Source organism: Acetatifactor muris (assembly GCF_024623325.1).
Taxonomy (GTDB): domain Bacteria; phylum Bacillota; class Clostridia; order Lachnospirales; family Lachnospiraceae; genus Acetatifactor; species Acetatifactor muris.
Genome location: NZ_JANJZD010000019.1, coordinates 94,821 through 120,261 on the forward strand (window position 1 = coordinate 94,821; position 25,441 = coordinate 120,261).

Annotated in this window: 23 protein-coding genes and 1 pseudogene; 6 read left to right on the top strand and 18 right to left on the bottom strand. The window is 50.3% G+C overall.

What is annotated here, in order from left to right:
• Positions 1-68 precede the first annotated feature (68 nt).
• Positions 69-1,373: a C40 family peptidase gene (locus tag NSB25_RS17690; protein WP_146040099.1), complete on the bottom strand. Its 1,305-nt coding sequence runs from the start codon at positions 1,371-1,373 to the stop codon at positions 69-71.
• A gap of 123 nt (positions 1,374-1,496) precedes the next feature.
• Positions 1,497-2,888, bottom strand: coding sequence for an asparagine--tRNA ligase (asnS, locus tag NSB25_RS17695; protein WP_103240853.1), 1,392 nt, complete (start codon positions 2,886-2,888; stop codon positions 1,497-1,499).
• Between the two features lie 220 nt (positions 2,889-3,108).
• Here asnS and NSB25_RS17700 point away from each other — a divergent pair, with 220 nt between their 5' ends.
• From NSB25_RS17700 to NSB25_RS17715, 4 genes and pseudogenes are all read left to right on the top strand, one after another.
• A complete protein-coding gene (locus NSB25_RS17700) occupies positions 3,109-3,588 on the top strand; it encodes a hypothetical protein (RefSeq protein WP_242982508.1) in 480 nt (159 codons plus the stop codon).
• Between the two features lie 44 nt (positions 3,589-3,632).
• Complete coding sequence (locus NSB25_RS17705) at positions 3,633-4,403, top strand: dihydroorotate dehydrogenase electron transfer subunit (protein ID WP_306817643.1); 771 nt, start codon at positions 3,633-3,635, stop codon at positions 4,401-4,403.
• 78 nt (positions 4,404-4,481) lie between these two features.
• Positions 4,482-5,381, top strand: a pseudogene (locus tag NSB25_RS17710) (dihydroorotate dehydrogenase); the annotation flags it as partial.
• A 248-nt stretch (positions 5,382-5,629) separates the two neighbouring features.
• Entirely contained in the window at positions 5,630-7,180 is a 1,551-nt protein-coding gene (locus NSB25_RS17715; protein WP_103240770.1) for a DUF3794 and LysM peptidoglycan-binding domain-containing protein, read from the top strand.
• A gap of 194 nt (positions 7,181-7,374) precedes the next feature.
• Here the strand turns inward: NSB25_RS17715 and NSB25_RS17720 are convergent, their stop codons facing one another.
• The 8 genes from NSB25_RS17720 to NSB25_RS17755 form a co-directional block, all read right to left on the bottom strand.
• Positions 7,375-8,034, bottom strand: a complete 660-nt coding sequence (locus NSB25_RS17720; RefSeq protein WP_242982507.1) for a hypothetical protein — start codon at positions 8,032-8,034, stop codon at positions 7,375-7,377.
• A 161-nt stretch (positions 8,035-8,195) separates the two neighbouring features.
• Entirely contained in the window at positions 8,196-8,621 is a 426-nt protein-coding gene (locus NSB25_RS17725; RefSeq protein ID WP_103240769.1) for a YwiB family protein, read from the bottom strand.
• Positions 8,622-8,633: 12 nt separating this feature from the next.
• The gene (murI, locus tag NSB25_RS17730) at positions 8,634-9,548 is read right to left on the bottom strand and encodes a glutamate racemase (protein ID WP_103240768.1); all 915 of its coding nucleotides are present in this window, start codon (positions 9,546-9,548) and stop codon (positions 8,634-8,636) included.
• On the bottom strand, positions 9,526-9,813 hold the full coding sequence (locus NSB25_RS17735; protein ID WP_103240767.1) for a hypothetical protein: 288 nt from the start codon (positions 9,811-9,813) through the stop codon (positions 9,526-9,528). The genes murI and NSB25_RS17735 overlap by 23 nt, the downstream gene beginning before the upstream one ends.
• A 209-nt stretch (positions 9,814-10,022) precedes the next feature.
• Positions 10,023-10,715, bottom strand: coding sequence for a GntR family transcriptional regulator (locus tag NSB25_RS17740; RefSeq protein ID WP_103240766.1), 693 nt, complete (start codon positions 10,713-10,715; stop codon positions 10,023-10,025).
• Between the two features lie 73 nt (positions 10,716-10,788).
• A complete protein-coding gene (gene ispE, locus NSB25_RS17745; RefSeq protein WP_103240852.1) occupies positions 10,789-11,661 on the bottom strand; it encodes a 4-(cytidine 5'-diphospho)-2-C-methyl-D-erythritol kinase in 873 nt (290 codons plus the stop codon).
• Between the two features lie 117 nt (positions 11,662-11,778).
• Complete coding sequence (locus NSB25_RS17750; protein ID WP_172455179.1) at positions 11,779-13,047, bottom strand: dihydroorotase; 1,269 nt, start codon at positions 13,045-13,047, stop codon at positions 11,779-11,781.
• A gap of 110 nt (positions 13,048-13,157) precedes the next feature.
• On the bottom strand, positions 13,158-13,565 hold the full coding sequence (locus tag NSB25_RS17755) for a protease complex subunit PrcB family protein (RefSeq protein ID WP_242982506.1): 408 nt from the start codon (positions 13,563-13,565) through the stop codon (positions 13,158-13,160).
• A 177-nt stretch (positions 13,566-13,742) separates the two neighbouring features.
• On the opposite strand from NSB25_RS17755, the gene NSB25_RS17760 reads away from it, so the two are divergent.
• Positions 13,743-14,483 carry a lysophospholipid acyltransferase family protein gene (locus NSB25_RS17760; protein ID WP_103240765.1) on the top strand — a complete coding sequence of 247 codons (741 nt, stop codon included), beginning with the start codon at positions 13,743-13,745 and terminating at the stop codon, positions 14,481-14,483.
• Between the two features lie 52 nt (positions 14,484-14,535).
• Here NSB25_RS17760 and NSB25_RS17765 read toward each other — a convergent pair whose 3' ends face one another.
• The 7 genes from NSB25_RS17765 to NSB25_RS17800 form a co-directional block, all read right to left on the bottom strand.
• Entirely contained in the window at positions 14,536-15,771 is a 1,236-nt protein-coding gene (locus NSB25_RS17765) for a sensor histidine kinase (protein WP_257479287.1), read from the bottom strand.
• Positions 15,713-16,405, bottom strand: a complete 693-nt coding sequence (vanR, locus tag NSB25_RS17770) for a VanR-ABDEGLN family response regulator transcription factor (RefSeq protein WP_103240764.1) — start codon at positions 16,403-16,405, stop codon at positions 15,713-15,715. The genes NSB25_RS17765 and vanR overlap by 59 nt, the downstream gene beginning before the upstream one ends.
• A 229-nt stretch (positions 16,406-16,634) precedes the next feature.
• A complete protein-coding gene (locus NSB25_RS17780; RefSeq protein ID WP_172455178.1) occupies positions 16,635-16,793 on the bottom strand; it encodes a hypothetical protein in 159 nt (52 codons plus the stop codon).
• Positions 16,794-16,857: 64 nt separating this feature from the next.
• Positions 16,858-18,297, bottom strand: a complete 1,440-nt coding sequence (locus tag NSB25_RS17785; protein ID WP_103240762.1) for a UDP-N-acetylmuramoyl-tripeptide--D-alanyl-D-alanine ligase — start codon at positions 18,295-18,297, stop codon at positions 16,858-16,860.
• A 190-nt stretch (positions 18,298-18,487) separates the two neighbouring features.
• Positions 18,488-19,510 (bottom strand): D-alanine--D-alanine ligase family protein, encoded by a 1,023-nt coding sequence (locus NSB25_RS17790; RefSeq protein WP_103240848.1) that lies wholly within the window; start codon positions 19,508-19,510, stop codon positions 18,488-18,490.
• 216 nt (positions 19,511-19,726) lie between these two features.
• A complete protein-coding gene (locus NSB25_RS17795; protein ID WP_103240760.1) occupies positions 19,727-20,899 on the bottom strand; it encodes an amidohydrolase in 1,173 nt (390 codons plus the stop codon).
• A 157-nt stretch (positions 20,900-21,056) separates the two neighbouring features.
• Positions 21,057-22,016: a peptidoglycan DD-metalloendopeptidase family protein gene (locus tag NSB25_RS17800; protein WP_172455177.1), complete on the bottom strand. Its 960-nt coding sequence runs from the start codon at positions 22,014-22,016 to the stop codon at positions 21,057-21,059.
• A 513-nt stretch (positions 22,017-22,529) separates the two neighbouring features.
• Here NSB25_RS17800 and abc-f point away from each other — a divergent pair.
• A complete protein-coding gene (gene abc-f / locus NSB25_RS17805) occupies positions 22,530-24,557 on the top strand; it encodes a ribosomal protection-like ABC-F family protein (protein WP_103240847.1) in 2,028 nt (675 codons plus the stop codon).
• A 141-nt stretch (positions 24,558-24,698) separates the two neighbouring features.
• Here the strand turns inward: abc-f and NSB25_RS17810 are convergent.
• On the bottom strand, positions 24,699-25,441 hold a 743-nt coding region (locus NSB25_RS17810; RefSeq protein WP_257479288.1), incomplete at its 5' end, for a reverse transcriptase domain-containing protein.

Genomic DNA, 25,441 nt, shown 5'->3' on the forward strand with positions numbered 1-25,441 from the left:
ATTTCACTGCAAACGCTCACAGGAGGGCCCGTTATACGCCCTCCTGCAAAAGTCAGAACTCTTACTGTTTAATTGACAATTCTCCGCACTGCCACAATCGGTCTGTACTGCGCCTGGCTGATCTTGATGCCGCCGCTGGGATAAGGATTGCTGTTGCTGGCATGCACTATCAGACCATCCCCGATATAGATTGCCACATGCCCTTCATAGCAGAGGATATCCCCCGGCTGGGCATTACTGTAATCCACCCCTGTACCCGCACTGCGCTGCTGATAGGAAGTTCTGGGCAGGCTGTAGCCAAACTCACTGTATACTCTGTAGGTAAAACCGGAACAGTCCGCCCCGTTCGTGAGGCTCGTCCCCCCCGACACATAGGGATTCCCGATAAACTGACATGCATAATTGGCCACACTTTTCCCCAGCTCACTTCCGGACGCATTGTTGATCGTCGCAGAATAATCGGTCTCACTGTAGCTGGGCCGCGTTCCTCCTCCACCGCCTCCCCCGGACGATGAATTATTCTGAGCCTGCAGCTGCTTCAGCCTCTGCTGATCCTGCTGGATCTGCTTCTTAGCTGCAGCCGCAGCCTGTCTTGCCTTCGCAATCTCCGCCTCAAAATTGGCGGACTCCTGCTTCTTTTTGGCCATCATAGTGTCCAGATTCGCCTTCTGATTCCGCAGTTCCGCCTGATCCGCCTCCAGCTGCTGCCTGTCGGTCTCCAGCACCTGTTTATCTGCCTCCAGCTGCTGCTTATCCGCTTCCAGCCCTGCCTTTTCCTCTTCCAGCCTTTCCCACAGGTCGTGGACCTGATTCTTCACCTCGATATACTGAAGCAGCATGGAATTCTCGTATTCATAGACGCGCTCCACTCGGTCCATCTGATTCAGAATATCGGAAAAACCCTTGCCGCTTAAAAGTGCGTCCAGATAGGTATCGTCGCCTCTCTCATAAATCAGGCGGGCGCAGATCATCATGCCCTCCCTCTGGGCTTCCTCCCGTTCTACCGCCGCTTCGTATTCCCTCTGGGTCTCATCTATCTCGCCCTGCTTCCGGACAATCTGGTTCCCTTTTTCGGTTATCTGATTTTCCTTGTCTGTAATTTCGTTTTTCTTCGCTGCGATCTCGTCTTCCTTCACACCGATGCTGGTCATGGTATTCACGATCTCGGCGTTCAGGTCATCCATCTGCTCCTGCAGAATCTCCTGCTCTGTCTCCAGCGCCACGATCTGGCTGTTGATCTGATTCAGCGCATTGGTATTCTGATTTATCTGGCCCTGAATCTCCGAGGCAGTGGTAGCCTCCGCCGTCAGAGGCTCCTGCACCTGCGAAATGCAGAGCAATGCTCCCAGGCCGCAGGTCAATATACAATTCACAATTTTTATTTTTCTTCTCATGCTTTCAGAATACCACACTTCCCGCCTTTTTACATCCCTCTAAAATATTAAGAAATTGTAAAATGCGCAGCTGCTGTCAAAGCATCGGAAACTGCTTTTGTCTTACAGCTCACAATTCTTAACCGTTCTGGGGAACGGCACCACATCTCTGATATTGCTCATGCCGGTAAGATACATGACACATCTCTCAAATCCCAGCCCGAAGCCTGCATGCCGCACCGAACCGTATCTGCGCAGGTCCAGGTAAAATCCATAGTCTTCCTTCGGCAGGTTCAGCTCTTCCATTCTCTGCTCCAGCAGTTCCAGCTTGTCTTCACGCTGGCTGCCCCCGATAATCTCGCCGATGCCGGGCACCAGGCAGTCCATGGCGGCAACGGTTCTGCCGTCCTCATTCAGCTTCATATAAAACGCCTTGATTTCCTTCGGATAATCCGTCACAAACACAGGCCGTTTAAACACTTCCTCAGTGAGATATCTCTCATGTTCCGTCTGCAGGTCACAGCCCCAGGACACCTTATAGTCAAAAGCGTCATTATGCTTCTCCAGAATCTCCACCGCCTCTGTGTATGTCACATGGGCAAAATCAGAATCAACCACGTGCTTCAGGCGCTCCAGCAGCCCCTTGTCCACAAACTGATTGAAAAACGCCATCTCCTCCGGCGCATTCTCCAGCACATAGCGGATAATATATTTCAGCATGGCCTCAGCCAGCATCATATCGTCCTTCAGATCAGCAAACGCCATCTCCGGCTCAATCATCCAAAACTCCGCCGCATGACGGGTGGTATTGGAATTCTCCGCCCGGAAAGTCGGGCCGAAAGTATATACATTTTTAAATGCAAACGCATAGGTCTCCACATTCAGCTGCCCGCTCACGGTGAGATTCGTGGGTTTCCCGAAGAAATCCTGCGCAAAGTCCACTTCTCCGTCCCCGTTCTTCGGAATGTTATTCAAATCCAGGGTGGTCACCTGGAACATTTCTCCCGCGCCCTCACAGTCACTTCCCGTGATCAGCGGCGTGTGTACATACACAAAGCCCCTCTCCATGAAAAAGCTGTGAATGGCATAGGCAATCAGAGACCGCACGCGGAACACCGCCTGAAACGTGTTGGTCCTGGGACGCAGATGCGAAATCGTACGCAGATATTCAAAGGTGTGACGTTTCTTCTGCAGAGGATAATCCGCTGCGGACGTTCCCTCCACTGTCACCTCCGCCGCCTGCATCTCAAAAGGCTGTTTGGCATTGGGCGTCTCTACAATGGTCCCCCGCACAATCAGAGCGGCGCCTACATTTATTTTACAGATCTCCTCGAAATTGGAGAGGCCGTCTCCGTACACCACCTGCAGGGTCTCAAAAAATGTGCCGTCATTGATAACCAGAAAGCCGAAACTCTTAGAATCCCGATTGCTTCTGACCCAGCCGCCCACAGTAACCTCTGTCCCGATAAAGTTCTCACGTTTCCGATAAAGTTCCTTAATATCTGTCAATCGCATATCTCCCTCGTTTCCGCACGTCCACACACCCTGTGCCAACGGCATACTTTTAATCTGTACGTTTCTGTTCACCTTCTATATATACCACATTCAGGAGGTCTTTAAAAGTTTTTTTTAAATTTCTTAAGAAAGAGCATCCATCCGGCTGTTTTTTGTTGCTTATCCACAGGTATCTGTGCTAGAATGAACCCAGAAAGATACTTAAGGAGGCTCATCTCATATGAAACCATGGATGATTGTATTAATCGTAATAGCCGTCGTACTTACCGCGCTGATTATCGTGCTCTATTTTCTGGGGAAAAAAGCGCAGAAGAGACAGCAGGAGCAGCAGGAAATGCTGGAGGCCAACAAGCAGACCGTCTCCATGCTGATTATCGACAAAAAGCGAATGCGGCTGCGGGACGCCGGACTCCCTCAGATGGTTCTGGACCAGACGCCGAAGCTTATGCGCAGGTCCAAAATGCCCATCATCAAGGCCAAAATCGGTCCCCAGATTATGTCTCTGATCTGCGACGAGAAAATTTTCGATACCGTTCCTGTGAAAAAAGAAGTAAAAGCGGTGGTCAGCGGCATTTATGTCATCGGCGTAAAAGGTCTGCACGGTAAGCAGCAGCCCCTTCCTCCCGCGAAGAAAAAGAGTCGTTTCAGACGTGCTCTGGAGGCGGCGCAGGAAAAGGCAGGCGCAAAGCCGCTGAAATAACCAGATGCCCCATTTCAGAATACCTCAGACGAAAGGATGATATCATGAAGCAGAAAATGACGGCTTCTGTACTTTCCGCAAAAGAACTGTCCCCTGACATTTACGAGATGTGGCTGGAGACTCCCCTGGCGGCTCATGCCTGCCCTGGGCAGTTTGTCTGTCTCTATCCGAAGGATAAAAGCACCCTCCTCCCCCGTCCCATCAGCATCTGTGAAATCAATGTTCCCGGAAATGCCCTGCGCATTGTCTACCGCATCGCGGGAGCAGGCACCAGAGAATTTTCCGGCTATCAAAAAGGGGAATCTGTCTCCGTCCTGGGCCCCCTGGGCAACGGCTACCCTCTGGAAGCGGGAACCGGGAGGAAAGTCTTCCTCATGGGCGGCGGCATCGGTATCCCGCCCCTTCTGGAGCTGGCAAAAGAGCTTTCAGCCGAAAAGCAGATTATTCTGGGATACCGGGATGAGAATCTTTTTCTGAAGGAAGATTTTGATAATTACGGAAAAGTATATACTGCAACGGAAGACGGGAGCGCAGGAACCAGGGGAAACGTGATGGATGCTGTCGCAGAGAACGCCCTGGAGGCAGATATCATTTACGCCTGCGGTCCCATGCCCATGCTCCGGGCCATACGCAGGTATGCGGTCACTCATGGAATCCCTGCCTACATCTCTCTGGAGGAGCACATGGCCTGCGGCGTGGGGGCCTGCCTTGGCTGCGTGGTGAAGACCAGAGAGGTAGATTCCCACTCTCATGTGCACAATGCCCGCATCTGCACTGACGGCCCGGTCTTCGAGGCACAGGACGTGGATATCTGAGAGGCTGTATCTGAAAATGATAAAATCTCAGAATTTCACCGATTAAAATGCCGCTGCGGCGGCGGAATGAGAGGAAGCATGAACACACAAGTAACTCTGGCAGGCGTAACTTTCAGGAATCCTGTCATGACAGCCTCCGGAACCTTTGGCTCCGGCATGGAATACTCGGAATTTGTCGATCTGAACAGGCTGGGCGCCGTGGTGACCAAGGGCGTGGCAAATGTGCCATGGCCCGGCAATCCCGTCCCCAGAGTGGCGGAAGTCTACGGCGGCATGCTCAATGCCATAGGCCTCCAGAATCCCGGCGTGGAAGTGCTTCTGGAGCGGGATATCCCCTTTCTGAAGCAGTACGACACGAAAATCATTGTCAATGTCTGCGGGAAAACCGTGGAAGATTATCTGGAAGTGGTGGAACGCCTGGGAACGGAACCCGCTGTGGCCATGCTGGAAATCAACGTTTCCTGTCCCAATGTAAAGGAAGGCGCCATCGCCTTCGGTCAGAAGGCAGATGCCCTCTATGACATTACCCGGCAGGTCAAAGCCCACGCTAAGCAGCCTGTCATCATGAAGCTGAGTCCCAATGTCACCGACATTGGGGAGATGGCCAGAGCCGCCGAGGCCGCAGGGGCGGACGCCCTGTCCCTGATCAACACTATCACCGGCATGAAAATTGACATTCACCGGCGGAAATTTGTCCTTGCCAATAAAACCGGAGGCATGAGCGGCCCTGCCATCAAACCCATCGCAGTGCGCATGGTGTATCAGGCTGCTCACGCGGTCAAAATCCCCATTATCGGCATGGGCGGCATTTCCAATGCGGACGATGCTCTGGAATTCCTTCTGGCCGGCGCCAGCGCGGTGAGCATCGGTGCCATGAACTTCGTGAATCCCTATACCACTGTGGAAGTAGTAGAAGGCATAGAGGCTTACATGAAAAAATATCAGATAGAGAACATCACTGACCTGATCGGCGCGGTGGAGTCAAAGACCCCACTGCAAGCAACGGGGCATCAAATTTGCAGCGCTGCAGAGCAGAAAGCGTCCAAAGGACACTTTGGTATTTGACCCTCGCAGCAGTCGCCAAATGTGCATGCAAGCATGCCCGCTTGGCTCGTTGCTCGCGGGAATAAACATCGGCTCCACACCTTTCAGAGGTGCGGAGACAGGCATAAATCCTTCCATACCTTCATATATATCCTTATACGAGTATATATGGAGGTATTTTTGTGGAGCTGGTAAAAAGAAATATACATATGGACCGCATCAAGGTTCAGGCCGTCACCCAGTTCACCCTGGAAGACGATGTGAATATCCCCGAAAACAAACCTGATGTGACCACACTGAATCTGGAGAAGGGAGAACTTATCATCGACGAAATCAGACCGGCCACGGACTCTGTCACCGTCCGCGGCAGCCTTAAATTCGTAGTTCTCTACCACACTGTGGAAGAAGGCAGCAATCTGGTGGTTCTGGAAGGGAGGCTCCCCTTTGAAGAGCGAATCAATATGCAGGGTGTGGTTCCTGCTGACGCTGTGACAGTGGACGGAGAAGTGGAAGATCTCACCATCAATATGATTAACTCCAGGAAGCTGAATATTCAGTCCCTTGTGACCATGACAGCCCGGATTGAAGAATTGTATGATGAGGAGGCGCCTGTGGCCATTCAGGGGGATGAGAAGGTGGAGTATCGCCGGATGCCGCTGAATCTGGCCCAGATTGCCATCTGCAAGAACGACATTTTCCGGCTGAAAGAGGAAGTCGCCCTGCCTTCCAACTATCCCAACATTTTCCAGATTCTCTGGAACAATATCTCTCTGGGCGACGTGGAATTCAAAGTGATGGAGGAAAAGCTTACCATTTCGGGGGACATCCATCTGTTCCTTCTGTATGAAGGAGAAGGGGAAGATCACCCCTGCCGCTGCTTCGAAACCACTCTGCCCTTCAGCGGCGTGCTGGAATGCCATGGCTGTCGGGAGGGCATGCTGCCCGATATCCGCTGTCATCTGGGCCAGCAGGAGCTCACTGTCCGTCCCGATTTCGACGGGGAGGAGCGCAATGTGGGGCTGGAACTGGTATTGGACATCGGCATCCGCATTTACGAAGAGGAAAATCTGGAGATTATCTCCGACATTTACGGTGTATCCAGAGAAATCAATACAGTCACTCACAAAGCTCAGCTGCGCCGGCTGCTGTCCAAAGTAACCGGCAAGACAAAAGTGACAGACCACATTCATGTAAACGATGGAACGGTACTTCAGCTGCTGCACAGTGAGGGCACTGTGGCTCTGGAGCAGCAGAGCACCGTGGAGAACGGGATTCTGCTGCAGGGCAGTGTACAGGTAAAAGTCATGTATATCACAGGGGAAGATGAATCTCCCTACGGCTGTACACAGGCACAGATTCCCTATCAGTACACCCTGGAGGTACCTGACATCGCCCCCGAAGACATGGGAAAAATACACGCCGAAGTGGAACAGCTCCAGGTTACCATGCTGGACAGCGAAGAAATGGACGTGAAAGCGGTTCTCAGCTTCTCCACGGTTGTCTTCAAAAATGTGCCTGTGGACTTAATCAGCCAGGTAAATGTCTCTGAGCTGGACAACAGTAAAATGAGCAATCTGCCCGGAATGGTTATTTATATGGTAAAAGAAGGAGATAATCTCTGGAACATCGGGAAAAAATACTATATCCCTGTGGATTCTCTGAGAGAACTGAACGCCCTTGACAGCGATGAACTTAAGACCGGCCAGAAGCTTCTCATTGTAAAGGGAAGCTGACAGAAGCTTTTTGTAAGAGAAAACTGCATAAAATCCCGGCAGGACACTGAACTGTGACAAAACTGCCGCAGCCATGAAATGACTGCGGCAGCATTTTTATTCTCTGACATTTCATTTTACGGAGCATGGATGATACCGTCTGTATCCTCCGATACCTTCGGCACTTCTAATCTTTACTCCCGTCTGCGGATCAATTATTTGGTAGGATCCACTACTTCCGGCGCCTTATTCGCGGCATCCGATTCCTTCTTGGCTTCTTCCGCCATCTTGTCGAACTTCTCCATCACCGCATCATAGGTGCGCTGGGAAATGTCCGGAAGATCACCGCCCCAGTTCTTGCCGGCTTTCTTGAAGCCCTTTTCAAAGGCAGCGCGCATATCCTCAATCTTATCGGGGTCTCCGCCGGTGAGAGCCTTGGCAAAATCAATGATTCTGTCGGAAGTCTGATTCACTCCCCAGTAGCCGTCCTCTGCGATATCAGCCTGTGCCTGTGCCCTGGTAGCCGGATCTACCGTATAGTTTCCTTTTCTCAGGAAAGACCAGATATCATTTGCCTTACCATAAGTATTCGCCTGCCCGGTCATCATTTTCTCTACCAGACTGCGCAGCTGTGCGGTACGTGCATCGGCATCAGCCTTCATTTTATTGATCAGATTCGTATCGGGCTTATAAGTAGTCTTCCCTGTGGATGCGGAAGCGCTCTCTTTGGAAGGCTCATACACGGCACCTGCATCGGCGGAAGAACTCTCCACCTTTGTGCTTTCACTTGCAGCAGCATCGGCTTTCACATTTTCTGTAGCAGAATAATTGTAGGCAGCCGTCACCTGATTTGATGTAACTCCGTTTACACTCATCGTATCCTCCTTCTTGACATAATGTCATCTCCTGCCCGTGTGCGGGCGCATCCTCCTTGATCTCCACAAAACTGTGGTGCCCTCAGCTGAACAGTTACAATTTCATACTTTCTTACTATTATTTCGGCACTCCCGGCCGAAATATTTAGCCCCCATGGAAATTATTGGGGGAAAACAGGCTTTGCCACAATGATAAGCTCACAGTCGGAAACAGACACCCCGCCGGAAGTCAGTCCATACACCACTCTGACCTGCAGCTCAGCCCCCTCCCGAACAACCTCCACACGCTCCGTGCGAACCCCCATCTGCAGACAGCCGTAAGGGGTAACATATTCGGACAGACATTCCTTCCCCTCCTGAAAAAGCATCCTGGTTCTGACCGCTCCTCCTTTGGTCAGCTCCAGAACGGAGCCTTTCAGTTTCAGCGTGTTTTTGATGAGTGCTCCCTCCTGAACCTCTTCATAGAGAATATAGATATTGTCGTTTCTCTCAAAAAACCCAGCCTCCGTGTAAAGTTCTGTAACCGTCTCTTCGCCGGCTTCATCCTTCTGTCTCCCGGTCACTGTAAGCCGCGCCTTTTTCTCCATCGTTATCCTCTCTCATCCTGCGGAAGCCGCCTGAATCGCAGGCTGACTGAATCCTCCCATATCGCCGTCAATCCCTCCGTCAAAAGCCTCCATATTGACTGTCTTGGCAGAGAGAATCCCATATTTGATAATAGAATTTGCAAAACGTACAAATTTTTCCGCCTTGTCGCTCACATAAAACTGATATTGATTACTGCCCAGTCCCGGTGCCTTGGTGCAGAGTAAATTCTGCCCTTCCAGCATTTCCTTCAGCTCCCGCGCCGTCTCATAGGCGGGATTCACCAGCGTAACGCCCTCCCCCATGATTTTCTTCAATGTAGAGCGAATCAGAGGATAATGGGTGCAGCCCAATATCAGTGTGTCGATGTCAATGTCAATCAGCTCTGTCAGATATCTGCGCGCTATCTCGTCGGTCACCGGGTCTTCCCACAGCCCCTCCTCCACCAGCGGCACAAACAAAGGGCAGGCCTTCCCATAAACCGTCACCTTTTGATTCAGATTCTGTATGTACTGCGTGTAAATTCCGCTTCCGATGGTGGCCTCCGTTGCAATGACGCCCACTTTTCCGTTTCTCGTCATTTCCGCAGCCATTCTGGCACCCGGTTTCACAACACCTATCATGGGAATGTCCGCATCACGCTCCAGTGCCTCCATGGCATAGGCGCTGGCAGTATTGCAGGCCACCACAATAGTCTTCACCTGAAAAGTCTTCAGAAACCTCACAATCTGCTCTGAAAAGCGGGTCACCGTATCCCGGGATTTGCTTCCGTAAGGCACGCGGGCCGTATCCCCGAAATATATGATTTTCTCATTGGGAATCTGCCGTATGATTTCCCGTACTACAGTGAGACCGCCCACACCGGAATCAAATACGCCGATGGGGGCATCACTTCTCAATACATCCCTATTTATTTCCGCTCCTGTCATGTATCGCCTCCAAAAGCAAGCCAAAATCCGTAAGCAGTCTGCTTCGAAACGTGATTTTACTCCTGTCCGCATTGAGAATTTCCTGATAAAGGCTGCTGTCAAAGTCCCATTCCCCGGACACCTCCTGCAATTCACCTTCCGCATTCTCCACACTCACTTTCACCGTCTCCGGCGTCAACGTCAGCTCAGGATAAATCAATCCCCACCATCCCAATGCGGCACACAGACTCACAACAATCCGCAGGCCAATCCATCTTCTTTTCATTCAATCATCCTTTCCTCAAGGAAACCGCCTTTGGGGTTCCTTTGGGAAACCGCCTTTGCTTCCTTTTGTAAAGGATTATTGCCAGTATTTTCCTGCTTTATTCTTTTTATAATTCTGTCACGAACTCTTCCCGGAATCATTCAGCCGGTTATTGAACCAGCATTTTCCGAAATGGATCCCTGAATGCTTTCCAATACCCTTTAACCGTTTCAGTCCCGGCTGTCCTGCTTCCTCTCCAGCCGAATCTGACGAATAATGGCCTTTTTCTGATTGTCGATATGGGTTCTGGCCGCCGCTGCCGCCGTCTCCTTATCCTTGCACGCAATGCTCTGATAGATAATTCTGTGTTCCTTCACCAGTGTCTCATGCTGGCTGCTGTCCTTGATATATTCAAAACGATAACGGTACATCTGCTCCGACAGATTATTGACCAGCTGAATCAGACGCTGGTTGCCTGTGGCCCGCACGATAATGTCATGCAGCCCCACATCCGCCTGGGCAATCTTTTTGGCATCTCCTGCTCTGACACAATGCTCAAAATGCTCACAGGCCCGGCTCAGAGCCCCCAGCTCCTCCTCTGTAATGCGGTCACAGGCAAGCTCCGCACACAGCGCATCCATCGCCCGCCTGACCTCCAGCACGTCATTCATGCTTTTCTCTGTAATCCTTGCTACTTCCGCACCCCTTCTGGGTATCATGGTAACAAGCCCTTCCAGTTCCAGCCTGCGGATGGCCTCCCTGACAGGTGTCCTGCTTACCCCCAGCTTATCCGCCAGATGAATCTCCATCAGCCGCTCACCCGGCTTCAATTCCCCGGTTAGAATCGCCTGACGCAATGTATTGAACACCACGTCCCGAAGCGGCAATAAATCGTCCATATTTCCCACCAAAGAAATCCCCATGTCAACCCCCAGTCCTGCTCAATGCTCCAACGCACCGATTTCGCAGCCCAACATTATCTTCCCCACACCTGCTTTAAACCTGTGGCGCTCCTACAGGCACGGTCAGAAATACCTGTTTTGCCAGATTTTCTTTTCTGAGCTGTTCGCAGGCTGCCTCCGCCTTTTCCTTCCCGGTAAAGATTCCGAATACCGTGGGACCGCTGCCGCTCATGAGACTCCTCTCCGCTCCCAGCGCAAGCATTCTGTCCTTCAGCATGCCCACTACAGGCCAGGTCGGAACGGTCACAGCCTCCAGCACATTTTCCATCCGTTCCAGAATACCCGGAAGATTTCCCTCTCCAATGGCCTCCACCATCCCGTGGATATCCGGATGGTGTGCAATTCCCTCTGCGTCCAGATGCTCATAAACATACTTTGTGGATACACTGATTTCCGGTTTTGCCGCCAGAATGAAACAATCCGGCATGGGCCGAAGCGCCGTCAGCTTCTCTCCGATTCCCTCCGCCAGAGCAGTGCCCCCCAGAATACAGTAGGGCACGTCCGCACCGATGGCAACCCCCAGCTCCATCAGCCTTTCCACGGGCACATTCAGGCCGAACAGCTGATTCATTCCTCTCATGGCCGCCGCCGCATCCGTGCTTCCTCCCGCCATCCCCGCTGCCACGGGAATATTCTTCCGCAGATGAATCCGAACCCCTTCCCCGATTCCGTATTCCTTCTGCATCAGCCGTGCCGCTCTGTGAATCAGATTCGTTCCATCCAGCGGAACTTCCCGGGAGTCCGCCGTGAGAACAATCCCGCTTTCCAGCTTCTCCAGAATCAGTTCATCACAAATCCCCACACTCTGCATCACCATCTTCACCTGATGATAGCCGTTGGGCAGGCGCCTGACCACATCCAGTCCCAAATTGACTTTCGCATATGCTTTTATCAGATATTCCTTCATCTGCATCTCTCCCGGCTGATTCGCCTGCAATCTGAACGGTTATCCACTTCCAGACCGTTATTAAAATTATATACAAGCAGCTTTGCTTCGTCAAGTTTTATCCCGTAATTAAGCCGATCAGCCGGAATATACTACCCTTCCCGCCGCTATGGTCTTCACCACTTTTCCCTTCAGCTTCCATCCCGTAAACGGTGTGTTTGACGCTTTGGACACATACTTCCCGGGAACATTGTCCGCGGCAGTGTCAATCAGGATAATGTCGGCCGGTCCGTTCTCCGCCAGAAAGCCCGCGTTCAGATGATAAAGGCCGGCAGGGTTCGTACTCATCAGACGCAGAAGCTGTCCCATGGTGAGACGGCCTTCGTTCACCAGTCCCGTAATGGCCAGGGACAGTGCCGTCTCCAGCCCGATAATGCCGCTGGGCGCTTTTGTAATGTCCCGCTCCTTCTCCTTCGCGGTATGAGGCGCATGATCAGTGGCAATGATGTCGATTGTGCCGTCCGCAAGTCCCTGGATAATGGCCAGCCGGTCAGCCTCCTCCCGCAGGGGAGGGTTCATTTTCGCCAGTGTGCCGTACTGAATGGCAGCTTCCTCGGTCAGCATAAAATGATGGGGTGTGGCTTCCGCATGGATATTGGCCCCTCTCTTTTTTGCCTGTCGCACCAGTTCCACGGACTCTTTTGCGCTGATATGCTGAATGTTGATGCAGGCTCCCGTCTCCAGCGCAAGTTCCAGGTCCCGCCCGGTCAAAGTAATCTCCGCTTCTCTCGGAGAGCCGCCGATGCCGAAAAATGTGCTGGCCTTTCCCCTGTTGACACCGTTGTCGCTTATCAGGGCCGGGTCTTCCTCGTGAAAGCTTATGGGCATATCCAGAGCTGCCGCCCTTTTCATGGCATCTCTCACCAGTGTTTCATCCAAAAGCGGAATCCCGTCATCCGTAAAACCTGCCGCTCCTGCCGCCGCCAGCTCTTCCATGGGAGTAAGCTCCCGGCCCTGCATCCCCAGAGTCACATTGGCGCAGCTCAGCACATGGATGCCTGTGCTGCGTCCTTTTTCCAGCACATACGTCAGCGTCTCTCTGTTGTCCACCGGAGGCCTGGTGTTCGCCATCAATACCACGGTAGTGAAGCCGCCTGCCGCCGCTGCCGCCGCCCCCGTGAGAATGTCCTCCTTTTCCGGAAAGCCCGGATCTCTGAAATGTACATGCACATCCACCAGTCCCGGCGCCACCAGAAGCCCTTCCGCGTCAATCACCTGAAAGCGGTCGTCCGGCCTTTCAAGGTTCTTTCCTATTTTTCTGATTTTGTCCCCATCCGTGAGAATGTCATACTTTCCTTCCACGCCGGATTTGGGATCAATCACATAACCATTCCGTATCAGCAGCATCTATGCCTCCTGTCTCCGGACAGCCGACTCTCCTCCCACAGGATTGCCATCCGCCTTTTTTACCAGTGTAACATGACACTGTACGGAAAAGCAAGAACTGTCTGCCGTTGTCACTCAAAGGTCACCGTCTGCTCCAGATATTCCGTCTTAATGACAATGTAAGGATAGGAAGGAACTGCCGTGGTCTTATCCGAAGCCTCCGGCCCCAACAGGCTGGTGGCCGCATAAATATTGGAATCTGTCAGATACAGTTCGTCTACCGCAATGCTGTATCCTCCTGTCTCCTGCTCCCCGTAGCCCACACATATGTACAGATTGTCATTGTCCGTGTAGGTGACGTGAAAAGGCGCCGCTTTCTTTTCTTCGATAACCGCCATCAGCTGTTCCGGTATCTTTTCCTCGCTGAGTACCGTAAAATCCAGGTCCCGCAGCTTGACTTTTTCCTCACTGAGCAGAGTGCAGCCCACCAGAAGCAACATACAGGCCATCAGAATCCCACATGATTTTAACTTTTTCAATCGTAAACCTCACGAAATTTTTCCTATTTTTCTCTATTTTATGTACAGCTGTGGATTTCTATGATAGAATTTGGAGCATAGGATCCGGGGAAGTAAATCCTGTGACAGATTTCAGATAGCAGAAATGAGATAAATCGCTTTATTCCAAATTTTCAAAGCAGAAAAGAGGCTGGCATTATGATACGTCTGGTTTTAGTGGCATTATTTGTATTCCTGTTCCTGGTTCTCAGCATACCTGTGCTGATAGTAGAATGGCTGATTGGAAAGCGGAATCCCGGGCTCAGGGACAGAAGTTCAAAAGCCATCATCAAATGGGCCTTCCGCTGGATTCTCGTTCTCACCGGAGTGAAACTGATTGTCCGGGGAAAAGAAAATATCCCCTCCGACAGCGCGGTTTTATTTGTGGGGAATCACCGCAGTTATTTTGATATTCTCATCACATACGTCAATTTCCCCGGCGTCACCGGATTTGTGGCCAAAAAGGAAATGCTTCGATATCCCCTGCTCCGGGACTGGATGAAAAATATCCACTGTCTTTTTCTGGACAGAGATGATATTAAGCAGGGCTTAAAAACCATTCTCAAAGGTGTGGAAGAAGTGAAAAACGGCGTGTCAATGTGCATTTTCCCGGAAGGTACGCGCAATAAAGTAAACGATACCTTTCTGCCCTTCCGTGAAGGAAGCTTCAAAATCGCGGAAAAAGGCGGCGTTCCTGTGGTTCCCATGACCATTTTAAACGCCGCCGCCATATTCGAAGACCATCTGCCAAAAGTGAAACGGGCCACTGTCATTCTGCAGTTTGAGGAACCGATTTATCCGGCTGAGATGGATAAGGCCCTGAGAAAAAATCTGGGCTCTCATGTCAGCAACCTGATTTCGGAGAAATATTTCCGGCTGAAAGAAGAATATATGCCGTAACCTCTCCGTCAGCAGGTTAAGCCGATTCCTTTTCACAGACTATACTCTCATCTCAGACCAGATTGGGAATTTTCACTGTGAATGTTGTCACCTCATCCGCACTGTCAGCCGTAATGGTACCTCTGTGGAGGGTGACAATATCTCTTGCAATGGCAAGTCCCAGGCCGGCCCCCCCGTTGTTGGTGGAGCGGGCATCGTCAAGGCGGAAGAATTTCTCGAAAATGGCATCCAGCTTCTGCGCCGGGATAGTCTTGCCCCTGTTGGCGAAAGTGATACTCACATATTCCGCTTCCGCTCTGCAGGTCACAAGAATTTCTGTGTCCGGATAACTGTAGGCGATGGCATTCTTCAGGATATTGTTGAATACTCTGGCCAGCTTCTCCGGGTCGGCATAGACGAAGAAGATATCCTCCGCCTGTCTGCCTTCGCCGCTCTCTTCCTCTTCTGTCTGCCACTCCAGCCTTATGGCATTTCCGCGGGCACAGAGAACCGGATAGAACTCGTCCGTCATCTGAACCAGCATAAAAGCCAGATCTACGCTTTCCTTTTCCAGCACAATCTGCTGCAGATTATAACGTGTTATCTCAAAGAATTCATTGATCAGCTTTTCCAGCTGCTGGGCCTTGTCCAACGTGATATGCACATATTTTTCCTTCTGGGGCTCCGGCATATCCGGCGCTTCATCCAGCAGGCTTAAGTAGCCGACAACCGATGTAAGCGGCGTCTTCAGATCATGGGCAAGGTAGGTAATCAAATCATTTTTCCTTCCCGCCTCTTCCTTCTGCAATTGCTCCTGGCGCTGTATGGCCGCTTTGATTTCCGCCATCTGCGCGGACACCGGCGCATAATTTTCCGGAAACACTTCTGATACTTCCCTGTCATGCTTCATATAATCACTGATCAGCCGCCCTATTGTCTGAATGCATTTCTTCTCCTGTCGGGAAGCATATACAATCGTTATCAGCCGGACTGTCACAATCAGGAAAACAGCCAGTCCCACAGAGAATTTGAACACCAGATCCTTCAATTTCCACCAGACAATATGCTGACTGTAACATCCGTCCTGACCGTCTCTTAACGGAACCCATTCATAATAGACATAATTTCTATCAAACCAGTCCAGCACAAAGCCATTCATCACATAATCTATCAACACATAGGCAAACTGACAGAGAAGCAGACCTCCTGCAATCAACAGCAATGTAATAACAAATCTCTTTATCTTCGGATTAACCTTCAATTTTATATCCGCACCCCCAGACTGTCTTAATGTATTTCGGATGTTCAAAAGAATCTCCCATCTTCTCCCGCAGATGCCTTATATGCACGGTTATGGTATTGTTGTTCTTGGTATAGTACTCCTCCTCCCAGATCAGATGGAACAGCTCCTCCGCACTGACTACCTGTCCTTTCCGCTCACACAGAATACGGAGAATGGAAAATTCCGTGGGAGTCAGATTCAGCAGCTTTTCGTTCAAATAACATTCATGGGTTTTACTGTTCAGCACAAGTCCGGATACAGACAGCACGTCCTCCGGCGGCAGAACCGTGTTATACCTTTTATATCGGCGCAGCTGCGCCTTCACTCTGGCCACCAGTTCCAGCGGCAGAAAGGGCTTTGTCATATAATCGTCAGCCCCCATGGTCAGCCCGTTAATCTTATCCACCTCCCCGTCCTTTGCTGTCAGCATGATAATCGGATAAGTGTGCTTCTCTCTGATTTTACGACACACCTCCAATCCGCTGGCCCCGGGAAGCATGATATCCAGCACGGCAAGCTCCGGTTTTTCCTCCTCCGCCAGCTTCATGGCCTCCGGACCGTCATAACACTTCAGAACCTGAAAGCCCTCGTTTTTCAGATACAGCTCCACCAGGTCTGCAATCTCTTTCTCATCGTCCGCCACCAATATTTTTTCGTTCATATCTACCCTCGTTTTTGTTCCCCATGCCGCTCCAATTTGGCCCTCTCCCCTGCCTTATGCTGATCTGGCCTTTGTCCGGTCCGGCATTTTATAATTATCTTTTATTTTCTCATAAATATGGATGAAACAGGTTAAGATTTTATAAATTTTATTTTTCATGAAACTCTTTTTTAGAATGGAAAAGACCGAAGAGGACTACTACCGTCTGCCTGAAACGGTTCGAGCAGAATTAATAAACGGACAGTTTTACTACATGGCGGCCCCCAGCCGCATTCATCAGAAAAGCTGCCTCTTTAGTCTCTGGCATGATACCCACACTCTTCTCAAAATTCCTGTGCAGATATTCTGTCCGAATTGTTACGCCAAATCTGCACAGGCCTCTCTGCATCGAAGCACACCTCCATGCATGACATGCCCGGTAAATCTAAACGCGATTCCTTTCATTACAGGCATCAGCTCCTTAAGAATTCCAGTACTTTCGCAAATCCCATATCATGAGAGGCTTTAATCAGCACAGTGCTGCCCTCCGGCACCAGCTCCCCGCTGTCTGACGCAAGGCTTCTCAGCAGCGTCTCCGTGTCAGGATAATGAGAAATCTTCGTAGTTTCTTCCGCGTTATTTGCCGCGGCCCAGAACATATGCCGGGACTCCTCCCCCACACAGAGAATGTGCTCAATACCCAAAGCCGCCGCATGGCTTCCCGCTTCCTCGTGGTATCTGTGAGAATTCTCTCCCAGATTCAGCATATCTCCCAGAATGGCCACCTTTTTGGTGTCCGCCAGCGCAAGCAAATCAATGGCTGCCTTCATGGACGCCGGGTTGGCGTTATAACAGTCATCAATCAGAGTATACCGGGGAAGACGAATTACATGAGTCCGTCCTGTCATCAGTTCCACTTTTCCGATTCCGGCGGCAATCTCACTGCCGTTTAAGCCCAACAGCCCTGCCACGCAGGCGGCAGCTGCCGCATTCAACGCCATATGTCTGCCCGGCAGCGGAATGTGAATCGGCTGCCGGATGGGTTCTCCCTCTGCCTGTCTCGTCAGAAGCAGCGCATCGCTGCCCTCCAGTCCATTGCTGACGATATCCGTCACGACAGCTTCCTCCGCAGGGTGATTGCCTAATCCAAAGAAATGCGGAATATGTCCTCTTATTTCTTTCAGCCCCGCCAGTTTATCGTCTTCCCCGTTCAGACAGATTTCCCCGTCCTCAGCCATGAAATCAAAAATCTCTGATTTTGCCCTGAGAATGCCGTCTCTGTCTTTCAGGTTATTCAGGTGGCTCTGTCCGATATTGGTCATCACACAGATATCCGGCCGCGCCATTTTGCTCAGCCGGTGCATTTCTCCGAAATCACTGATTCCCATTTCCACCACCGCCACCTCATGCTCCGGCCGAATCCGCAGAAGGGTCAGGGGCACACCGATCTCGTTGTTAAAATTCCCCTCCGTTTTCAGGACCTGATACTTTTCAGCCAATACTCCCGCAATGAATTCCTTTGTGCTGGTCTTGCCCACACTGCCGGTAATCCCCACGATTTTCACATCCAGTTTCTTCCGGTAGGCTTCCGCCATATCCTTGAGCGCCTGCAGCGTATCCTCCACCAGAAGATAGCATCCCCACCCGGACGCCTCACAGCCATGTTCCGCCTCCACCTGCTTCGGACTCTTCTGCGTTACCGCCAGCGCTGCTCCCTGCGCAAACACAGTGGGAATAAATTTATGCCCGTCTACCCGCTCACCCGGCGTTGCGATAAATACACCCCCCGTTTCAACCAGTCTGGAGTCGATTGCCACAGAACTCACACATCTGTCTTCCTCGTCCGCGCCTCCCGGAAATACAAGTGCTCCTCCACAGGCCTCCGCTATTTCTTTCAATGTGAAATCCATCATATCCGACCTATTTCCTTTCTTGATTTAAGTTCCGCATACATGTACCTGGTATCATTTCCCGCAGAGCAATCCCGGACATCCTTATGTCCGGTATTCCTCTGGATACCAGCTCCATGTATGCTGTTTTTTGATTTAAGTTCCCCATACATGTACCTGGTATCACTTCCCGCAGAGCAATCCCGGACATGCTCTATGTCAACGCCATCTGCAGGATTTTCTCACACAGCTCTCCGAAATCCATCCCTGCCGCCGCGGCTTCCTGCGGAAGCAGAGAGGTGGGTGTCATGCCCGGCAATGTGTTGCCCTCCAGGCAGTAGACCTCCTCCCCGGCACTCATCACAAAATCCATGCGCGCATAGCTTTTCAGCCGCAGCGCCCGAAATACCCGCTCTGCGATCTCCTGCATTTCACGGCTTTTTTCTTCGGAAATCTGTGCCGGGCAGGTTTCTATGGTAGTTCCGGCCTGATACTTATTTCTGTAGTCGTAAAATCCTTTTTTAGGCGCCATCTCTATCACCGGCAGAGCCCTGCCGTCTATGACGCCAACAGAAAATTCTCTTCCTTTTATGTATTGCTCCACAATGATTTCATCGCCGTATCGCCAGGCCTCTTTTTTTGCGCTTTCATATTCTCTGTCATTTTCTGCGATATAGACGCCTATACTGGATCCTCCGCAGCTGGCCTTTACAATACAGGGATACGAAATCCTCCTCTCTTCCGTTTCTCCCTTTTTTACTCTTATCCCCACAGGAGTCGGAATGTTCCAGGTCTGAAAAATGTCTTTCGTAATTCCCTTGTCCATCGCCAGACAGGAACCCACAAAATCTGCGCCTGTGTAGGGAATCCCCAACAGCTCAAAGCAGGCCTGAATCCTGCCGTCCTCTCCGCCTGCACCATGCAGCGCCAGAAACACACAATCCGCCATCCTGCAGATTTCCAGCACATTGGGGCCGAAAAAGCTTTTTGAATCGTCCCTGCGCAAAGCCTTAATGGCTTCTATATCCGGATTTTCCTCTGCCACCGCCTTCACCTGAACTGCCCAGTCCGTCTCCAGCTCAAAAATTCCTCTGATATCCTCTTCGTATCCAAGCCAGACATCCAGCAGAATCGCCTGATGTCCTCTCTGCGACAATGCTTGATAAATCATTCCCCCGGAGCTTAAGGACACATCCCGCTCCGTGCTGATACCTCCTGCCAAAACCACTATTTTCATCTGTTCGCTGCTCCTTATGTATCCGCCTTCCATGCCAGGTATGCGCGGCAGATATCCTTTATTGATAATTATTCATTCCACCGCCCACACATGACAATTCGTAACAGTTCAAAGCAATGCGGTTTCTATAATAACCTTTTGATTACAGGATTCCCATCGCATTTCCTGTGATATCTCATTTTATCATAGATTGCCGCCAATGCAAACGTTTATCTTTCAGTCATTTCCCGCCTCATATACGACCTGCCCGTCTATAATGGTATAAAGGGTTTCCGTGAACACCTCCATGGGATTTCCGGTGAAAATGGCAATATCCGCATCCTTTCCCACCTCCAGGCTGCCCACACGGTCTGCCACACCGCAGATTACTGCCGGGTGAATCGTGATCGAACGATAGCCTTCCTCCAAATCCAGCCCGGATTTTACTGCCAGTCCGGCGCAGAGCGGAAGCGCCTGAATCAGAGAAACCGGATGATCCGTGGTGACAGCAGTCATAACACCTGCCCGATTCAGTATTCCCACTGTCTTAAAGGCCATATTCTGAACCTCAATTTTACTCCTGCTGGCCAGATCCGGTCCCACAATAGCAGGAAACCCTTCTGCTGCCAGCTCCTCTGCAATCAGATGTCCCTCGGAACAGTGATCCAGTGTCATCTTCAGATGGAATTCTTTTGCAATTCTGACAGCCGTAAAAATGTCGTCCACCCGATGTACATGTGCTTTTAAAGGAATCTCCCGCTCCAGCACCGGGAGCCAGCATTCCAGCGCAAAATCCTCCTCAAAGTCCTCGCCGGCGGCAAGCGCTTTTTTCTTATTCCTGCCGTAGGCCTGTGCCCTGAAAAGTTCCTCTCTCAGCATTGCCGCGATCGCCATTCTGGTAGAAGGGCTTTTTCCCTGACCGGAATAGTTTACCTTCGGATTCTCCCCAAAAGCAACCTTCATGGCCGCCGGTGCCCTGACAATTAAATCATCCACCCGACGTCCCCTTGTCTTCAGAAAAGCAAACTGCCCCCCGACTACATTAGCGCTTCCCGGACCTATCATAGCCGAAGTGATTCCCGCCCTCACCGCGTCGTCAAAGGCGGCGTCCATAGTATTCACAGCATCCACAGCCCGCAGATATGGCGTCAGGGGATTGACCGTTTCATTGCAGTCGTCCCCTTCCATTCCCTTTTTCTCTTCAGTGATGCCCATATGGCAATGAGCTTCTATGATACCTGGCATGATCAGGCCTTCTCTGACCTCTATCACCCTCTCATGAGGAGCGGGATGAAATGCCATTTCATCCCGTCTTCCAATTTCCGTAATCTTACCGTCTTCAGTACGAAGATACCCATCCGCTATATCCTCGCCGGCCATAGTCTTAATTAATCCGCCGATAATATACATTCTTATTCCCGTACCTTTCTCTGCTCTGCACAGTTCCCTGCATACATGAATTCAGTTTTACCCGCCAGCCTCAAAGGATAAAACGGCTTTCATACTCGATTTGCGATTTGTCGTTCAACCGGATTAGGGATATGAACCCTGAAGTTTTCCTGTCGCACTAACGGAACAGTGCTTCCGGATTCACCGGTGTGTCGCCTGAGGTAAGTTTCAGATACAGATTGCTTCCCTCCACACTGTAATATTTTGTAGGTGCAGCCACTGTGGCAATGGCCTGGCCACGGTCCACATAGCTGTTCAGTGTGACATTGATATTTTCCAGCTGGCCATAAGTGATCTTATACCCATCCCCTAATTCCATCGTCACCGCATGTCCGATTTCCGAATCCTGGAAGATCTCAACAACTTTTCCTTCCGCACAGGCGCTTACGGTATCACCCACGGCTGCTCCGATCATCAATGCGGAATTATACTTGAACTGATCCAATGTGGAGAAATAGACACTGCTGTCCATACTGAAGGGAATCAATACTTCGCCGCTCACAGGGCGAAGCAGTCCATCGCTTTCCGCAAAATGCAGTGTCCGGGAGACAACTTCCCTTTCTTCACTGCTTTCCTCCTGCTGCTCTGTTTCCGGTTCCGCCTCAGGAGCAGGAGAAGGGGTTGGAGAAGCCGAAGGTGCAGGGGAAGGTGATACCGCAGAATCATCTCCCTTTGCAGGTTTTTCCAATTCGTTTCCATCTGTCACTTCTTCGTTTACCCCATCAGTCAGACCCGGTATCGTCACCAGTCCGGATCCTGCTTCCATGGGAAGGTAATCCAGATCATTCTCCAGATTGTCGATTTCTTTGGCTATATCATTGACCAGGCTGTCTACCGAGTCCTGAGTATCTGCCTGATTATTCCCATCCATTCCCTGATTGCCGGCAATTTCCTGAAGTTTATCATCCGCATTATTTTCTAATTCTGTAAAGTCAATCATGTAGCCGTCATCCTGCTTCTCCGCATTGTTCGACTTCATGTAAATCCCCGTCATAGTCAATGCCGATAGCACGAACGCAGACGAGGCAATCATAATGATACGTTCTTTCTTGGTATTGTTCCTTCTATTCTTTCTCATGGCTGCCTTCCCTTTCTTTTTAGTAAGCGCAATCTTATCCTGACAAAGCAAATATTCCCATTGATGAATATTCGTTTTGTTTTGCTCGCTATCAGTTTGCCCCATCGAAAAAGAATTATGCATGCCGATTATTTTCTATTGCACATCTGTTTCACTTATGTTACGATAAGGAACGAAGATTTCAGAATTGACTCAGAAAATGCATTTTCAGAAAGACAGGAAGTAATAATGACATTATCAAAGGCACTCAATCATTCAATCAAATATTCCGTGATTTTGCCGGGTTTACAGCCAGGCTGAAGTTACCCGGCCGGACAGCGGTTACCAGCCGCCGTCCCCTGATAAAAATAAATCTGTCAAAACCGCGGCCGGTTCAGCCGCGGTTTTTATGTATGACACACTTTGTTTTTACGTTAGATAAATTATTGCCGTATATTCGAACGCGCAGGAAAGCAGAAGTCCGCATTCCTGTTGTGTGGAATTTACAGGCTGCAGAAAGGCATGGTTTTCAAAATGAGATATCAGATCAGGCATGCGCTGGTCCAGTACGGCGCAGATACTATATTGGAAGATGTAAATTTCGAGATTCACGACAGTGAGAAAATCGCTGTCGTAGGCAGAAACGGCTGCGGAAAGACCACTCTGCTGAAATTGATTACCGGTGATATTAAAATGAACAATCTGGACAGCGATGAAAGCTGCGGTATCACTATGTCCGGAAAGCAACAGATCGGCTTTCTCCGTCAGGTCAGCTTTACCGATGGATCAGTCACAGTGGAAGATGAAATCCGAAAGGTTTTTGCTCCTATTTTTGCCTGCGAAGCCAGAATGAAAGAAATCGAAGAACAGCTCAAATCCGAATCCAAGCAGATTCTTCTGAACGAATATGACCGGCTTCAAAAGGAAATGGAAGCTCTCCGGGGATATACCTGGCGCCAGGATATGGAGATTATGTTCCAGAAGTTCGGCTTTCCCCTTGAAGATCTCTCCCGGCCTATTGGAAGCTTTTCCGGAGGCCAACAGACAAAAGTGGCATTTATTAAGCTGCTCTTAAGCAGACCTGACATTATGCTGCTGGACGAACCCACTAACCACCTGGATCTTCCCACCATCGAATGGCTGGAGGATTATTTAAAGAGTTATGACCGGGCCGTGGTCATTGTCTCTCATGATCGAATGTTCCTGGATCGGGTCATTGATGTAACTTACGAAATCGAATATCACCGGATCAGACGCTATCCGGGTAATTATACTTCCTTCATGAAGCAAAAGGCAGAAGCACTGGTCAAGCAGGAAAAGGACTACGAAGAACAGCAGAAGGAAATCAAACGTCTCACGGACTGGATCGAAAAATGGAAAAATACACCCAGCAAAGTAGCTGCTACCAGGTCCAAGCGCATGGTCATTGAGCATATGGTAAAAATCGAGAAACCCAGACGTTTTGACACAAAAGCTTTTCATGCGCTGTTTGAGCCCAGGCTTGAAAGCTACACAGATGTACTGACTGCGAAAAAGCTGAGTATCGGCTATGAAAACGAACTGTGTCAGGTATCATTTTCTCTGCGTAAAAAAGACAGAATTGCCATCATCGGCGAAAACGGCATCGGAAAGTCTACTTTACTGAAAACGCTCACTGGTCTCATAGCTCCTCTGGGCGGAAGCTTTACCTTTGGCCCCAATGTGGAATGGGGGTATTTTGATCAGCAAATGGCTGTCAAGGGGCCCATGGACCCGGAACAGACTGTACTGGAGAATTTCTGGGCAGAATATCCCCGCCTGGTACGGGAACAGGTGCGAAGTGCTCTTGGCAGCTTCCTATTCTCTCAGGAAGATGTGGAGAAAAAACTGGGACAGCTTTCCGGCGGTGAGAAAGTACGCCTTGCCCTGTGCAAAATGTTCCAGACCAGACCCAATCTGCTGATTCTGGACGAACCCACCAACCATATGGATATCGTGGGAAAAGAGGCCCTGGAGCAGATGCTCTCCACCTTTTCGGGGACCGTACTCTTCGTGTCTCATGACCGCTATTTTATCCGCCAGATTGCCACAGGTATTCTGGAATTTGAAGGAAATACAGTCACCCAATATCCCTGGCCTTATGAGGATTATCTACAGGAAAAAGCCAAAAAAACCGGCTCTGCGTCTTCTGTCAGCACAGGAAAAGCGGGCGGTCCGGCTTCCGGGTTCAAATCTGCAGGAAAGGGAAGCGGACGGTCAGCGGATTTGAAATCTGACCGGAATGTTGACAGCCAGACAGCATCCAATACTCCCACCCTCTCAGATGTCTTCGACAGGAAAACCTACAATAATCCCGGTAAGATCAAATCCCGCCTGACGAGACAGCTGGAAAAATTTGAAGAGCAGCTGGCAGCCAGCGAGCAGCGGGCGTCGGAGCTTCAGCTGCAGCTTCTGGATCCTTCTCTGAGCTCAGACTATGAGAAACTCATGGAACTGCAGACGTTATTGGATACAGAAGAGCACACTCAGGAGACATTGCTGGAACGTATGTTGGAGACGGAGAAAGAACTTGAGACACTGTGACAGATATCGCCTTACTTATTCCATGGCCGTCTGGCGGCGGACTTTCCTATAAGATAATCGAGTAGGAGGTAGGCGATTATTTCGCCTACCGACCTCTCACACCACCGTGCGTACCGTTCGGTACACGGCGGTTCAATCAACTTAACATGTTCCACACCTTACGGTGTAGTAGTCTAACATAGAAACTAAGCCAAACTTCGCCAGTCGTTCGTTACTAATACACTTGCAGATATTCCAGCTCCTGCATACTCTGGCGTATCCTTTCGCATACGATATTCCATGCGCTGACCTCTTGTTCAGCCCCAGCTTTATCAACATCTTTTCTTTGTTCTTTGGCGTTTTCCAGTGTTTCCAGACACACATGCGGATTCGGTATCTGATTTGCTTGTCAAGCCTTTCACAAAGCTTCTTCATACTACCGATTTTGAAGTAGTTTATCCACCCACGAATCAACTGGTTCAGTTTCTGCACTTTATAGCTGTTGCTTATTCCCCAGCTTCTGCTTGTAAGTTTCTTCATTTGTGCCTTGAATTTCGCCACCGCTTTAGGGTGGGGTCTGGCTTTGTATGCTTTGGCAAATGTGTCATAGTAAAATCCATATCCGAGATACTTGATGCCTTTTGGCTTATCGACCCTGCTCTTTTCAGCATTCACCTTAAGTCCGAGCTTTTCTTCAATAAACCGGAGCACGCTCTTCATTACCCTGTCTGCCGCCTGTCTGCTTCCGACCATGATAATGAGGTCGTCGGCATATCGGACAAAATCCAGTCCCCTTGCTTCCAGTTCCTTATCCAGTTCATTGAGTATGATATTTGCTAACAGGGGCGATATATTTCCTCCCTGTGGTGTGCCGACTATCGTTTCTTCATACTCATCGTCAATCA

Bases quoted from the DNA above. Each gene is read 5' to 3' on its own strand.
- asnS (WP_103240853.1), bottom strand. From the start codon at position 2,888: ATGCGATTGACAGATATTAAGGAACTTTATCGGAAACGTGAGAACTTT.
- murI (WP_103240768.1), bottom strand. From the start codon at position 9,548: ATGACAGGAGCGGAAATAAATAGGGATGTATTGAGAAGTGATGCCCCC.
- NSB25_RS17800 (WP_172455177.1), bottom strand. From the start codon at position 22,016: ATGAGAAAGAATAGAAGGAACAATACCAAGAAAGAACGTATCATTATG.
- NSB25_RS17725 (WP_103240769.1), bottom strand. From the start codon at position 8,621: ATGGAGAAAAAGGCGCGGCTTACAGTGACCGGGAGACAGAAGGATGAA.
- NSB25_RS17750 (WP_172455179.1), bottom strand. From the start codon at position 13,047: ATGCTGCTGATACGGAATGGTTATGTGATTGATCCCAAATCCGGCGTG.
- NSB25_RS17790 (WP_103240848.1), bottom strand. From the start codon at position 19,510: ATGAAAATAGTGGTTTTGGCAGGAGGTATCAGCACGGAGCGGGATGTG.
- NSB25_RS17735 (WP_103240767.1), bottom strand. From the start codon at position 9,813: ATGAAAAGAAGATGGATTGGCCTGCGGATTGTTGTGAGTCTGTGTGCC.
- vanR (WP_103240764.1), bottom strand. From the start codon at position 16,405: ATGAACGAAAAAATATTGGTGGCGGACGATGAGAAAGAGATTGCAGAC.
- NSB25_RS17700 (WP_242982508.1), top strand. From the start codon at position 3,109: ATGAAACCATGGATGATTGTATTAATCGTAATAGCCGTCGTACTTACC.
- abc-f (WP_103240847.1), top strand. From the start codon at position 22,530: ATGAGATATCAGATCAGGCATGCGCTGGTCCAGTACGGCGCAGATACT.
- NSB25_RS17780 (WP_172455178.1), bottom strand. From the start codon at position 16,793: ATGCAGAGAGGCCTGTGCAGATTTGGCGTAACAATTCGGACAGAATAT.
- ispE (WP_103240852.1), bottom strand. From the start codon at position 11,661: ATGAAGGAATATCTGATAAAAGCATATGCGAAAGTCAATTTGGGACTG.
- NSB25_RS17740 (WP_103240766.1), bottom strand. From the start codon at position 10,715: ATGGGGATTTCTTTGGTGGGAAATATGGACGATTTATTGCCGCTTCGG.
- NSB25_RS17795 (WP_103240760.1), bottom strand. From the start codon at position 20,899: ATGTATATTATCGGCGGATTAATTAAGACTATGGCCGGCGAGGATATA.
- NSB25_RS17760 (WP_103240765.1), top strand. From the start codon at position 13,743: ATGATACGTCTGGTTTTAGTGGCATTATTTGTATTCCTGTTCCTGGTT.
- NSB25_RS17720 (WP_242982507.1), bottom strand. From the start codon at position 8,034: ATGAGTGTAAACGGAGTTACATCAAATCAGGTGACGGCTGCCTACAAT.
- NSB25_RS17785 (WP_103240762.1), bottom strand. From the start codon at position 18,297: ATGATGGATTTCACATTGAAAGAAATAGCGGAGGCCTGTGGAGGAGCA.
- NSB25_RS17705 (WP_306817643.1), top strand. From the start codon at position 3,633: ATGAAGCAGAAAATGACGGCTTCTGTACTTTCCGCAAAAGAACTGTCC.